The following is a 12,807-nucleotide window of genomic DNA, read 5'->3' as shown; positions in this document are numbered from 1 at the left end:
GCTAGACCGGGAAGCCGGGCAGGGGATAGGCAGTCGGTGCCGGCTCGGTCGGCGTGACATAGCTGCGCAGGGCAACGTCCATCATCAGCCAGCCCCAATTGATGAGCCGGCTCTGCTCCTCTTCGTCGAAGGGATTGAGGCGGGTGCGCATTTGGGCCAACCGTGTCACCATCGCGGGATCGGGCTTAAGCTTCTGTGGCGCCGGATATTTCGAGGCGACACTGTCGATGGCGCTGAAGGCGACCACGCGCCCGGCCGCCTTGGCTTCGGCGAAGAGCAGGCGCTTGCGCAGGCCACGTGCCTGGTCGGTGGCGATGTCTAGGGCGCGCAGGGCCTGCTGGGGCCAGAAGGCGTGAGCGGATTCCTCGGTGCCGAAGGGGGCGCCGGCATCGCTGACGATCACGGTAGCGAAATCGTCCACCGTCTCCAGGCCGAGGTTGTCATAGGCGCCGCCATCGGTCAGGGAAAGCCTGCGGTTGTAGTCGGGGTCGCCGAAATGGCTCGTGCCGGTGGCGTTCACCCAGCGTGCGGGATCGACCTTGATCTCCACCGGCGAAAGCACGGGCGGAAAGGCGCTCGAGGCGGCGACGGCCACCGCCAGCCGGATGTCGGGTTTGGGGATGATGCCGACGGCATAATCGGCCAGCCTGACCTTTTGCAGGCGCACGAGCCGGCCGGTCTGCAGATTGGTGGCGTTGAAGACGAATTGCGGGCTGTCCGGCAGATCCTGCAGGCTGATGCCCTCGAAGAGATCGTCATAGGTGTCCGCGAGAACATCCCCGATGCTCTTGCCGGGCAGGAACGCTCCAAACCCCACTGCTTTGGTATCGACCGAGCGGGTGCAGAATTCGCGCAGCGGTGCGATCACCTTGGCGTCGAGATCGGTGGCGATGCCGTTCTGGAATTTCAGCTGCTTCCAGGCGGCCGCCAGCATGCCCGAGGTGATCGAGCCGCCCGACACGCTGGAGATGCGGCTGATCCTGGCGAGCAGGCCAAGCTGGTTGAGCCGGATCAGGGCGCCACAATGATAGAGCGTGGCGCGAAAGCCGCCGCCCGACAGGGCCAGCGCCGGCGTATTGCGGTCCACCGTGCGGTCTTCGATTCCGCCGTCCTGTGCCATCGCCAATCCCCCATGCCGGATCTGCGGGCGAAGTGTTCGACTGGAGGCGTGAGTCGGGCGTTATTCCTGGTTCCGAAGACGCCGAGCTACACGGAAAGTTCTGAGGTGCTTTCTGGGAGCGCGAGCATCCTGCTGGCGCTCCCAGAAAGGGGCACTGTCTATGCGGGGGCAGTATTCTTCCAGCGTCAAGGCAGGCGAATGATCAACGCGCCCGTTCGTCGAACATCACCAGTGCGGCCGCGCCGACCAGGCCGGCATTGTCGCCGAGGGCGGCCTTCACCACCGGCACGTCGCGGAAGGAGGGCAAGGCGGTGGTCCGGATGATCTGGTGGATCTTCTCCGTCATCAGGTCGAAGCCATGCGCGACGCCGCCGCCCATCACCACTTTTTCGGGGCTGTAGAGATGGATGAGGCTGGCGAAGCCCTCGCCGAGAAAAGCGGCTTCCTCGTCGAGGAGCGCGAGGGCGGTCGCATCGCCCTGGCGGGCGGCCTCGACCACGCTGCCGGCGGCCGGTGCCGGCACGCGGGCGAGCAGGCTGCCGGGATGGGCGACAGCCGCCTCGCGTGCCCGCCGATCGAGCGCCGTACCGGCCGCGAAGGCCTCGAAGCAGCCGACGGCGCCGCAACTGCAGCGCGGGCCATCCTTGGCCAGGCGGAAATGGCCGACATGGGCCGTCATGCCACGCCTGCCATGCAGCAGGCGGCCGTCGCTGACCACGCCGCCGCCGATGCCGGTGGAGACGGTGACATAGAGGAGGTGGTCGAGCCCGCGGCCGGCGCCGAAGCGCCACTCGCCGTAGCAGGCGGCGATGGCATCGCCTTCCACCACCACCGGCCGGCCCAGGGTGGCGGCAAGCTGGTCGCGCAGGGGAAAATCTTCCCAGCCGGGCAAGGTCGGGACATGGATGAAGGTGCCGGTGAGGCTGTCGAGCGGCCCGGGGGCGCAGACGCCGACACCGGAGAGCGAGGCGAGGCTCTCGTCGTCAGTCACTTCTTCGATGAGGCTGCGGAATTGCGCCATCACGGCGGCCGGACCGCCGGCTACATCCGTGCGGGTGGCGGCGCGCCGCAGCACGGTGCCGGTATCATCAACGAGGGCGGCGCGCACCTGCGTGCCGCCAAGGTCGATGCCGATGGCGCGCCGATACACGGTCAGGGCTCCCGCTGCAGGCCGTGGACCCAGGCGATGCGGGCGGCCAGATCCGGTGCGCCGAAGGCCAGCGACCCCATCACGATGGTCTCGGCGCCGGCAAGACGCAGATTGGGCACGGTGTGCTCGCGATTGCCACCATCGGAGGCGAGGATGATGCGGTGCCTGGCCTTCTGGGCGATCAGCTTGCGGGCTTCGCGCAGGCGCGCCAGGGCCGAATCGTCGAGGCCAACGCCCTTGATGCCGATCAGGGTGCCGAGCAGGGTCAGCATGTCCAGGCGGTCGAGGAAGGGCTCCGCCGCCGCCACCGGCGTGTGGAGCTGCAGCACCATGCCGGTGGCAAGGCCGAGATCGCGGATGCGGGCGAGGGCGGCATCGGCATTGGCGTTCTCGGCATGGATGCTGATCAGGTCGGCGCCGGCTTCGGCGAACTGGTCGATCTGGTCGAGAAGGATATCGTCCGTCGTCATCAGATGGACGTGAATGGGCTTGGCGGTCACCTTGCGTACGGCCGCAGTCAGGTCCGGAAAATAGAGCAGTGCCGGCGAGAAATGGCCGTCGGCGACATCGACATGGAAGATGTCGACATGCGGCTCGACCCGGGCGATATCGTCGGCGAGACGGCCGAGATTGGCGGACCACAGCGAAAATTCGGCGAGCAGGCGGTCGGCGGGCAGGGCCTGGAGCCAGCCGGAAGCGGGTTTCATGCGGGGTTCTCCGATAGGAATTGTGCCAGAGCAGCGCGGAAATCCTGGACGTAGCGCGGCTTGTCCAGCGCCTTGGGGGTGATGCGGGCGAGCCGGGCGCCGGGAATGAGGGCGGCGAGTGTCTCGGCATGGCCGAGAGGGTGGATGGCGTCGGCCTCGGTGCCGATGAGGAGCGCCGGAATCCTCAGGGCAGCGATATCGGCGCGGGAGACGCCGGGGCCGTCGGCCGAAATGCGGGCGAGCAGCGCCGCGGTGACGGCTTGGGGCTCCCGCGAGAAGAAGCCGCGCAGCGAGGCGAGATTGTCCGGAGCAGCGGCGGCAAGATCGCGCGCCGTACCGGAAGCCTCGAACCGGGCCCGCGCTTCCGCGGGGCCATAACCGGCGAGCAGCGCGCCGACCAGGGCATTGGGCTCCATGTTGGCGGGACCCGCTTCGGCAATCCAGGCTGGGCGCGCCAGCACCAGCGCCCGCACCAGGTCCGGCCTGACAATGGCAAGACGCAGCGCGATTGCCGCGCCCATCGAAATGCCCCCGAGGACGACGGGGCCGAGCGCGAGATTGTCGAGCCAGCTCGCCAGGTCGTCGGCGAAGGTCTGAAGCGAAAAACACTCGCTGTCGCCGGCCTCGGAGCCGCCATGGCCGCGGCATTCGAGCGTGAGGCAGCGGGCCGGCAGATCGAAGGGAAAGACTTCGGCCGGTTGGCCGGCATCCCCGCACAGGCCGTGCTGGAAGACCACCGGAAGGCCGCTGCCGCGATCATGCACGGCGAGGCTGAGGCCATGGCACGGGAAGACGCTCATGTCAGCTGCTCCGCGGTGCGGCTTTCCTTCTCCCCTTACGGGAGAAGGTGGCACGAAGTGCCGGATGAGGGGGGTCGCTACGCTGGCCGAGCAGGGCGAGACCCCTCATCCGCTTGCCGGGACCCGAGGCATTTCCATGGGAAGTGCCTAGTCGCGCAAGGGGAGAAGGAGATCTCGCGCGGTGTTCGGCGCTTGTTGTCATGCTACCTCCGCCAGCTTCCGGCCGAGGAATGCGGCGACTTCTGCCGCCTCCCCGGCAGCAAGTCCGTGGGTGACCAAAGGGCCGCCGAAGCCGATCCGAGCCAGTCCAGCGAGATAATGGTCGTAGTCGAGCACGCCCTTGCCGGCCGTGGTGAAACCGCCGGCGGCATCCCTGTCCTTGGCATGGGCCATGACGATGCGGTCGGCCAGGAGGTCGATGGCTTCGGAGACCAGGCGCTGCTGGTCGGCGAGCGAAGCGACCTCGAAGAGATTGGCCGGGTCGAGGATGATCTTCAGCCGGGGGCTGGCCATCTCGTCGATGATCACTCGGGCCTTGGCGGCCGAATCGATGACATTGGCCAATTCCGGCTCGATGCCGAGATCGACATCGTGTCGTTCGGCGATGTCGAGTGCCGTCTCCAGGCTGGCGGCGAGGTCGCGCCAGGCTTCCGGCGAGGCGTTGTCGGGATGGCCGCGCCACTGGTCGTCCGGATCGCGCGTGCCGGTGCAGAGCGTCAGGAGGCGGGCGCCCATGGCGTGGGCCGCGCCGGCGATGATTTCAAGGCTGTCATGGCCGCGCCAGCGCAGCGCCGGATCGGGGTGGATCATGTTGTAGGTGGCGGAGACGGCCGCGACGTCGAGATTCTGGTCGAGGGCAGCAGCACGCACCGCCTCGGCGACGCCGTCGGGGATGGCTGCCGGCATTGAGGGCAGGCCCGAACAGGCCATGTTGTATTGCGCCGCGCCGTAGCCTGCCGCGCGGGCGGCCGCCATCACCGTTCCCGGTTCGCTGCCGGGGAAGGTCTTGGCAAAGATGCCGAGCCGCATCACAACTCTCCCTTGACGTCATCGAGCCGCACGGCGCGGCTTTCACGGACGGATTGGGCGATGGCGATCATCGCCCGTACCGAAGCGACGCCATCCTGGATGTCGGCGCCGCGCATCGGCGCTCCCTTGAGGATGACGTCGGCGAAGCCCTCGAGCTGGCGACGGTAGAAATGGCCATCCGCGCCGAGGACGCGCGTGGTGGCGCCATCCTTTTCGCGGAAGATGTCGACGTCGCTGCTCTTGTAGTACCAGGGGTTATAGGTCTTGCCGAGCACGCTGCCGTGCTCGCCATAGATCTGGAAGCCCTCGTGCCAGTCCATGCGCACGGCCACGGTGAGGTCGAGATGGCCGAGCGTGCCATTGGCGAAAGCGAGGTCGACGAACCAGCAGCGCGCGCCGAAGCGCTCGGAGAAGCGGGCCTCGACCTCGACGATCTCCCCGCCGAAATAGCGGGCGGTGTCGACGAGATGGCTGCCATGGGCAAGCATGTAATAGCGCTGGAGGTTGGCCTTGGGATCGCCGGCCGGCCTGCGCGCCTGCTTGCTGGTGACGATCAGCGGCTGCACGGCATCCGTCATCGGGTAACGATGGGTTGAATCGCAATACCAGGCCTTCAGAGCCAGCATCTCACCCATTTCCGTGTCGATGAAGGCCTTGGCAGCTTCGAGCCCGGCATCGAAGCGCTTCATATGGCCGACTTGCAGCACCTTGCCGCTGGCTGCCACGGCGGTGCGCAAGGTCTCCACTTCCTCGATGCCGATGCCGACGGGCTTTTCGCTGAGCACGTGCTTGCCCGCTTCCAGAGCGGCGATCGAGGCCGGCACGTGGAAGGCGTCCGAGGTCGCCACGATAACCGCATCGAGCTCGGGATCGGCCAGCATGGCGGCGTAGTCCGAAAAGGTCTTCTCGGGCTTGTGTGTCCAGGACATGCGCTCCAGCAGGTCAGGCGCGATGTCGCAGATGGCGTAGAGATCGGCATTGCGCGCCTTGGTGCAGCTTTCGAAATGCGCGGCCTGCGCGATCGGGCCGCAGCCCAGCACACCGACCTTGAGGCGGCGATCTTCCTTCTTCGGCATGGCGGGATTCCTGCGGGGTTTCTATAATTTATTTATTATCTAAACAAATAGGATGTGCAAGGCCTTTGCTGCTATCATTGCCGTTGACTTGAGGTAGAAAGCGCTCCGATTTGTCATAGCCGGGTTTGCCCCCACCGGATGAGTTGTTCGCTGCAGATCCAGAAGCCGCTCAAATAACCGGGAGCGAAGCTGGGAAGACGCCTCTTCCCGGGATCGCAGGGTCAAGCCCGGCAGTGATAAAGGCCGTGCAAACTCGAAGACGCTTAACTCGACGGCCTTGGGACAAGGCGTGTTTCAGCGAATATCCTCTTTTTGCTCTAACTGTCTGTATCGGTGCGTCTTTGTGTATCCAGGTGATTCGGCCGAATCGCAAAGCCATTCCAGAGATTCGGGCAGAGGCGACATCATGGCTGACCAGACCTTCGCGCGTTATGTGAACGAGCGGCGCATCCTCACCCAATTGCGCCTGCAGGGGGCGATGCCCCGGGCCGAACTTGCCCGCCGCCTCGGCCTGACCCCCGCTACCATCACCAACCTGGTCGAGAACCTCACGGCCAGCTCCCTCCTGGTCGAGCGGCGGGCCTCCCGTGAGGAGAGCGCGCGCCGGGATGTCGGCCGGCCGGGCGTCGACATCGCCCTCAATCCGAGCGGTGGCTACTTTCTCGGGGCCGAGATCGGCGTCGGTGTGGTGCGCTTTGCCCTGATCGATCTGGCGCTCGGGGTGGTCGACAGCCGCACGGCGCGCCTGGCTCATCCTGTCGGCCCGGACGCGGCTGTTGATGCCATCGCCACTTATGCCCGCGGCCTGACGCAGCCGCTGCGCTCGATTGGCATCACCGTGCCCGGCCTGGTGCGTTCGGACGGCTATGTCGTGCATCTGCCCATGCTGGGCTGGAAGGACCTCAATCTGAAGGCATTGGCCGAGAAGGCGCTTAGTGCGCCTGTTTTCGTCGAGAACAATGCCCATGCCGCCGCCTTCGGGGAAGTCTATACCCAGCCCGGGCTGCAGGCCGATGCCATCGTCTATCTCAAGCTCGGAGCCGGGTGCGGCGGGGCGGCCATCGTCAACGGGCGCCTCGTCCGTGGGGCTGAGGGCACCGGCAACGAGTTCGGCCATATCCGCATCCGCGAAGCGGGGCCGCGCTGCTCCTGCGGGCAGCAGGGCTGCCTGGAGAGCTTCGTCAACATCGCTGCGCTCGATCGCTTCTATCGGCCGGGGCAGGGCTTCGGCGTCGATTCTCTTTCCGCCTTGCCGGCGATGGTGGCGGCCGCCGCCCATGCCGGCGACAGCGGCGCCGGCGCGGCCATGGACGAACTCGCCAGCCACCTCATCATCGGTCTGACCTCGCTCGCCAACATCTTCAATCCATCGACGATCGTACTCGGTGGCGCCATGCGTCCTGTGCTCGCCGCCCGCCTCGACCGGCTGTCGCAAGCCGTCGGTGCCGGCATCGTGCCGGGGATGACGAAGCCGCAGATCCGTCTTTCGACCCTGGGCGAGATGGAATGCGCCATCGGCGCCGCCACCATTGCCCACCATCAGGATTTCGACGTCTCCAACATCGAGATCGGCAATTGATGCCAGGACTCGTTGGCCAAGGGGCGTTGGCAATGACACCTGGCGTGAGATCCGAGGTCAGGACGCCTCCTCGTCGACCTGCACCTGTGCCACCTGCTGCGTGCCGTTGATCGCCGCCGCGCCATAGAAGCCGAGCGCCGAGGCGGCGACGCAGAGCACCACGGACACACCGACATTGATCAGGGCGCGCAGGGGCATGTTCATGTGCAGGAGTTCGAAGGTCTGCAGGCTGAAGGACGAGAAGGTGGTGAAGCCGCCGCAGATGCCGACCATGAAGAACAGCCGCCACAGATCCGGCAGGGGTGCGCGGCCATTGGCAAGGGTCAGCGTGCCGAAGAAGGTGATGGCAAAGGAGCCGGCGATGTTGATGAGGATGGTCGCCCAGGGCAGGTTTTCGCTATAGGGCGCCATCCACAAGCCGATCCAATAGCGCCCCACGGAGCCGATGGCTCCGCCGATGGCGATCATGACGGTGTTGGCGAGCACGGGTGACATGGATGCTCCGAAGACAAGTGGGAAGAGATGAAGGCCGCGGCTGCGAATGGGTTGTCCAGTCAGGATAGGCAGGGCTCAAGCCCCCACCAATCCGAAATCCCGGCAGTGCTTTAAGGCTCATGGAGGAATCAGCCCCAGACGCCAGGCGATGGCAAGCCCGATCAGGCCGAGAAGGGCCAGCATGAGCCAGATACGAAGCAGGAGAAAGGATATCGGCCGTCCCGGTCGCGAAGGGCGCATGGCATACCTCCAGAGAGATTGCAGCGGCACTTCGATGAAAGCGGGAGACGGGGACGACCTCCTACCGGCGCGAAGCACCTGGTAGGAGTCATCAGCCTTGCGGCGGTTTGGGGGGACTCCATCCCCATAGCGATAGCCCACATTACGGCCAGGGTTGCAGCGGGGTCAAGTCGCCGGCAACAGCTCCAGCCTGTGCGAGATGTCGATGGCGTCGAGGAAGCTCTCGTCGTGGCTGACCACCAGCAGGGCGCCATCATAGGCGCGCAGTCCCGCCTCCACCGCCTCGATAGCCTCGATGTCGAGATGGTTGGTGGGTTCGTCCAGGATCAGCAATGGCGGCGGCCTTTCTCCGCCCAGAACGCAGGCGAGCCCGGCCCGCAGCATCTGGCCGCCGCTGAGGCTGCCGACACTCTGCAGGGCCGCGTCTGCCCGGAACATGAAACGGGCCAGGGCGGAACGGCAGGCATTCTCGTCCGATTGCGGGTTGAGGCGCTTGAAATTGTCGCGGATCGTCTCCCTCGGCTCGAGCAGGCTCACCTCCTGGTCGAGCAGCGCGAAGCCGGGCAGGACCCAGACATGGCCGGCCTGGGGTTGCAGTCGCCCGGTGATCAGGCCGAGCAACGTCGTCTTGCCGCTGCCATTCGCGCCGGTCAGGGCGACGCGCTGCGGTCCGGCGAGGGTGAAGGAGAGGCCGTCCAGGACCGGTCGAAGCGGCTCGTAGCCAAAACGCAGTGCATCGAGGCGCAGGACCACCTTGTCGGCGGGCAGGCCCGTGGACGCGAGCTTCACCGACAAGGGTTGCAGGATTTCAAGACGCTTGCGTGCCTTGGCGAGCGTATCGCTGGCCGCTCGCTGCTGCCGTTCGGCCAGACGGGCTCCCGCGCCTCCACTCTTTTCGCTGCGCTCCTTCTTCGCGTCGAGCAGCAGCAGGGGCGCGTCGCCCCTGGCTCGTGCCTTGCGGCCTGCGCTGTCCTTACGCGCTTTGCGTTCTGCGGCGATCTGAGCCTTGCGCTCGGCTTCATCAAGCCGCTTCTCGGCCTCGCCCACATCATGGCGGGCGGCCGCCAGTTCCAGGGTCTTGCGTGCCCGGTATTGGCTCCAATTGCCGCCATAGACGCTGGCGCCGAGCGAGGTCAGCTCGACGATGGCATCCATGGCCTCGAGCAATTCGCGGTCGTGGCTGACCACCACCGCGCCGCCGCGCCAGCCGGCGAGGAGGTCGATGACGGCCTTCCGGCCCTCGCGGTCGAGACTGTTGGTCGGCTCGTCCAGCAGCAGGAAGTCCGGCTCGGCGAAGACTAGCGCCGCCAGGCCAACCCGGGTGCGCTGCCCACCCGACAATGTCGTCAGCGGCGTGTCGGTATCCACAGGCAAGCCGACCCGGGCGAAGGCCGTGGCGAGACGGGCCTCCAGGGTCCAGTCGGCGGTGACGAGATCTTCGGCGGAGGCAAGGCCGACTTCCGCCCGGGCAAGCAAGGCGAGCGCTTGCGTTACACCGAACCGGTCGGCGATGGTCTCGTCCGGCCCGAGCTGGACGGCCTGGCGTAGCCGTCCCAGGCTGCCATGCACGATGACGTGGCCGGAGCGGGGCGGGAGCTCCCCCGCTATCAGCTTGAGCAGGGTCGTCTTGCCGACACCGTTGCGGCCGACGAGGCCGGCACGTTCGGGGCCGAAGCTCAGATCGAGCCCAGAGAGCAGCGCGCGCCCGTCAGGCGTGGACCAGGAGAGATTGGAAAGCGTGATCGAAGAAGGCATGAGAATGGATGATCCCTGACACAAGGCAAAGCGGCGTTGCGTTCAGGTTCAGATCCATTGCTGCGAACTTTCGGTTGAAACGATACCGCGCCAATCTAGGAAGACAGGCGGCTTTGCGCAAGGTCTCCGAAGATCGGGTTTGCCCGCAGGCGTTCCACGGCGAAATCGACGAAGGAGCGCACCTTGGCGGAGGGAGCCCGGCCACCGGCATGGACGATATGTACAGGCACCGGTGCCTCCTCGAATTCCGTGAGCACGGTGCGGAGCGTGCCTTCGCGCAGGGCCGTGTCGACCTGGTAAGCAAAGACGCGCACCAGCCCCCAGCCGGAGATGGCCGCCGAGATCCCCGATTCGTTGAGATTGCACATCAGCCGTGGCTGGATGCCGACATGGGTCTTCTCGTCACGGCCGAAGCGCCATTCCAGCCGCGGCCAGGCGCCGATCCTGGCGATGACGCTGTGGCCGGCAAGGTCGGCGGGACTGCGCGGCTCGCCATGTTCGGCGAGATAGGTGGGAGAGGCGCAGACCACCCGCCGCATGCTGCCGACCCGGATCGCCGTCAGCTCCGAATCCGGCAAGTGGCTGATGCGGATGGCGACATCCATGCCCTCCTCCACAAGGTTGGTGATGCGGTCGAGGAATAGGGTTTGCGCACTCACGACCGGATGCTGGCCGAGATAGTCCATCACCACGGGCAGGATATGGAGCTGACCGAACATCACGGGCGCGGTGACGATCAGCGTGCCCGTCGGCGTGGTATAGGAACCGGCGGCGGCCGCCTCGGCGTCGGCGAGATCGGCCAGGATGCGCTGGCAGTCATGCAGATAGCGCTCGCCCGTTTCGGTGAGCTTGAGCGATCGGGTGGTGCGCACCAGCAACTGGGCGCCAATGGCATCTTCGAGAAAGGCGACGGCCCGGGTGACCGCGGGCGGGCTCATGAACAAACGGCGGGCGGCCTCGGCGAAACCGCCGCTCTCGGCCACCTTCACGAAGACCCGCATGGCCTGCCAGCGATCCATGATGCCCCCAAATTCCAATTATTCCAGTATCTGGAATGATGCCTTTCAATCAATCAATATTCTCTATCTGCATCGAAATGATGAAGATCCTCCGACAGTGCCGGTATCGGCGAGGAGATCATCCATGAAGCTCTATCATTTTCCCCTGTCGGGTCACTCCCATCGCGCTCACCTGTTTTTGTCGCTGGTGGGCGTGCCGCATGAACTGGTCGACGTGGACCTCAAGACCGGCCAGCACAAGACGCCGGATTTCCTCAAGCTCAATACGCTGGGCCAGGTGCCGGTTCTCGACGATGGCGGCGTGATCGTGCCCGATTCGCTCGCCATCATCGTCTATGTCGCCCGCAAGCTCGGCCTGGAGAACTGGCTGCCGACCCAACCGATCGCTGCGGCCGCCGTGCAGCGCTGGTTCTCGGTCGCAGCCGGCCAGCTTCGCATGGGCCCCGCGGCCGCTCGCCTGATCACGGTTTTCGGTGCCAAATACGATGTCGAGCAGACATTGGCGGCGGCTCACGCCATTCTCAAGCTGATTGACCAGGAATTGATCGGGCACGACTGGATCGTTCTCGATCGCCCGACCGCTGCCGATGTGGCGCTCTACAGCTATATCGCCTCCGCACCGGAGGGGAATGTAGATCTGTCTTCCTATGCGCAGATTGGCGCCTGGTTGCAACGGGTCGAGGCCCTGCCGGGCTTCGTGCCGTTCCAGAAGACGGCGGTCGGGCTGGCGGCCTAGAGCTTTCATCCTATCGGAGGGCAAATGTCATGGATGGCAATGTGCCTGTTGCGACGGATTCGCCGTGGCACGAAGGCGAACTCGCCCTGCAGCAGCGGGCGGGAGCGGCCGAGCGCATGGATGCGGTGGGCCGACGCGTACTGCGTGACTATCTGATCGAGCAGCATCGTGATTTCTACCCGCTGCTTCCCTTCATCGTCGTCGGCACTGCCGATCGCGCCGGCGATATTTGGGCAACGATCCTCGCCGGCCAGCCGGGCTTTCTCAATTCTCCCGAGCCTCACACGCTGCATGTCGCGGCTGCGGTTGATCCCGCCGACCCTGCGGCCTCAGGCCTGGAGGATGGTGCTGCGATCGGCCTGCTCGGCATCGAACTGCACACCAGGCGTCGCAACCGGCTGAACGGCACGGTGCGTCGCAGCGATCCGGCTAGCTTCGAGGTGGTTGTCGGGGAGAGCTTCGGCAATTGTCCGCGCTATATTCGCTTGCGCGACTTCAACTTCACACGCGATCCGGCCACCGCTTCCACGATACCGGTCCAGATCCTCGACCGCCTCGAGGGCCGGGCGGCTACCCTGATCGCCGAGGCGGAGACACTCTTCATCGCCTCCTCGGTCGAGCGTGCGAACGGGCATCGGCAGGTCGATGTCTCCCACCGCGGCGGCAGGCCCGGCTTCGTGGCAGTGCAGGCCGATGGCAGCCTGCTGATGCCGGATTTCGCCGGCAACCTGTTTTTCAATACGCTGGGCAATATCCTGGTGGATCCGCGCTGCGGATTCACCTTCGTCGATTTCGAGACGGGAGACCTGCTTCAGCTCACGGGAGACGGCGAGGTGATCCTGGAGGGACCGGAGATCGCGGCCTTCGAAGGCGCCCAGCAATTGCTGCGCTTTAGGCCAAAGCAGATCGTGCTGCGGCCGGGTGCCCTGCCACTGCGCTGGCTCTCGCCCGAAGATGGCGCCTCGCCGCATTCGCTGGCGACGGGGAATTGGGACGAGGCGCGCGCCTTGCTGAAAACTAAAGCGTCTTCCAGAAAAGTTGATAGACTTTTCGATTGAGAAAACGCGGCGGAACAGGGAGTTAGAGAAAAAGTGCGATTCA

At 65.7% G+C, this 12,807-nt stretch carries 13 protein-coding genes and 1 riboswitch; of the genes, 3 read left to right on the top strand and 10 right to left on the bottom strand.

Annotated features, from left to right (window positions below; all coding sequences use genetic code 11):
- Nucleotide 1 precedes the first annotated feature (1 nt).
- The 6 genes from ACZYTC_RS17930 to ACZYTC_RS17905 all read right to left on the bottom strand — a co-directional run bounded on the left by ACZYTC_RS17930 (nucleotide 2) and on the right by ACZYTC_RS17905 (nucleotide 5,882).
- Nucleotides 2–1,120, bottom strand: a complete 1,119-nt coding sequence (locus tag ACZYTC_RS17930; RefSeq protein WP_441774334.1) for a patatin-like phospholipase family protein — start codon at nucleotides 1,118–1,120, stop codon at nucleotides 2–4.
- A gap of 202 nt (nucleotides 1,121–1,322) precedes the next feature.
- Nucleotides 1,323–2,270, bottom strand: coding sequence for an ROK family protein (locus tag ACZYTC_RS17925; RefSeq protein ID WP_488990225.1), 948 nt, complete (start codon nucleotides 2,268–2,270; stop codon nucleotides 1,323–1,325).
- A gap of 2 nt (nucleotides 2,271–2,272) precedes the next feature.
- Entirely contained in the window at nucleotides 2,273–2,977 is a 705-nt protein-coding gene (locus ACZYTC_RS17920; RefSeq protein ID WP_488990224.1) for a ribulose-phosphate 3-epimerase, read from the bottom strand.
- Nucleotides 2,974–3,777: an alpha/beta fold hydrolase gene (locus ACZYTC_RS17915; protein ID WP_488990223.1), complete on the bottom strand. Its 804-nt coding sequence runs from the start codon at nucleotides 3,775–3,777 to the stop codon at nucleotides 2,974–2,976. Before ACZYTC_RS17915 ends, ACZYTC_RS17920 begins: the two co-directional genes overlap by 4 nt.
- Nucleotides 3,778–3,975: 198 nt before the next feature.
- The gene (locus ACZYTC_RS17910; RefSeq protein ID WP_488990222.1) at nucleotides 3,976–4,806 is read right to left on the bottom strand and encodes a sugar phosphate isomerase/epimerase family protein; all 831 of its coding nucleotides are present in this window, start codon (nucleotides 4,804–4,806) and stop codon (nucleotides 3,976–3,978) included.
- On the bottom strand, nucleotides 4,806–5,882 hold the full coding sequence (locus tag ACZYTC_RS17905) for a Gfo/Idh/MocA family protein (protein WP_488990221.1): 1,077 nt from the start codon (nucleotides 5,880–5,882) through the stop codon (nucleotides 4,806–4,808). Before ACZYTC_RS17905 ends, ACZYTC_RS17910 begins: the two co-directional genes overlap by 1 nt.
- A 406-nt stretch (nucleotides 5,883–6,288) precedes the next feature.
- On the opposite strand from ACZYTC_RS17905, the gene ACZYTC_RS17900 reads away from it, so the two are divergent.
- A complete protein-coding gene (locus ACZYTC_RS17900) occupies nucleotides 6,289–7,461 on the top strand; it encodes an ROK family protein (RefSeq protein ID WP_434959146.1) in 1,173 nt (390 codons plus the stop codon).
- Nucleotides 7,462–7,518: 57 nt separating this feature from the next.
- Here ACZYTC_RS17900 and crcB read toward each other — a convergent pair whose 3' ends face one another.
- From crcB to ACZYTC_RS17880, 4 genes are all read right to left on the bottom strand, one after another.
- Nucleotides 7,519–7,956, bottom strand: coding sequence for a fluoride efflux transporter CrcB (gene crcB / locus ACZYTC_RS17895; RefSeq protein WP_488990220.1), 438 nt, complete (start codon nucleotides 7,954–7,956; stop codon nucleotides 7,519–7,521).
- A gap of 117 nt (nucleotides 7,957–8,073) precedes the next feature.
- The gene (locus tag ACZYTC_RS17890) at nucleotides 8,074–8,196 is read right to left on the bottom strand and encodes a hypothetical protein (RefSeq protein ID WP_434959148.1); all 123 of its coding nucleotides are present in this window, start codon (nucleotides 8,194–8,196) and stop codon (nucleotides 8,074–8,076) included.
- A gap of 75 nt (nucleotides 8,197–8,271) precedes the next feature.
- Nucleotides 8,272–8,331, bottom strand: a riboswitch (Fluoride riboswitch).
- A 30-nt stretch (nucleotides 8,332–8,361) separates the two neighbouring features.
- The gene (locus ACZYTC_RS17885; protein WP_488990219.1) at nucleotides 8,362–9,951 is read right to left on the bottom strand and encodes an ABC-F family ATP-binding cassette domain-containing protein; all 1,590 of its coding nucleotides are present in this window, start codon (nucleotides 9,949–9,951) and stop codon (nucleotides 8,362–8,364) included.
- 95 nt (nucleotides 9,952–10,046) lie between these two features.
- Nucleotides 10,047–10,970, bottom strand: coding sequence for a LysR family transcriptional regulator (locus ACZYTC_RS17880; RefSeq protein ID WP_488990218.1), 924 nt, complete (start codon nucleotides 10,968–10,970; stop codon nucleotides 10,047–10,049).
- Nucleotides 10,971–11,094: 124 nt separating this feature from the next.
- Here ACZYTC_RS17880 and ACZYTC_RS17875 point away from each other — a divergent pair, with 124 nt between their 5' ends.
- Both ACZYTC_RS17875 and ACZYTC_RS17870 read left to right on the top strand, forming a co-directional pair.
- Nucleotides 11,095–11,706 carry a glutathione S-transferase family protein gene (locus tag ACZYTC_RS17875; RefSeq protein WP_488990217.1) on the top strand — a complete coding sequence of 204 codons (612 nt, stop codon included), beginning with the start codon at nucleotides 11,095–11,097 and terminating at the stop codon, nucleotides 11,704–11,706.
- Nucleotides 11,707–11,735: 29 nt separating this feature from the next.
- Entirely contained in the window at nucleotides 11,736–12,764 is a 1,029-nt protein-coding gene (locus tag ACZYTC_RS17870; protein WP_441774325.1) for a flavin-nucleotide-binding protein, read from the top strand.
- Nucleotides 12,765–12,807: the final 43 nt, after the last annotated feature.

The sequence above is a fragment of the Labrys sp. F242 genome, assembly GCF_057813875.1.
Note: the sequence above shows the minus strand (reverse complement) of the source record. Positions and strands in the feature narration are given on the sequence as shown.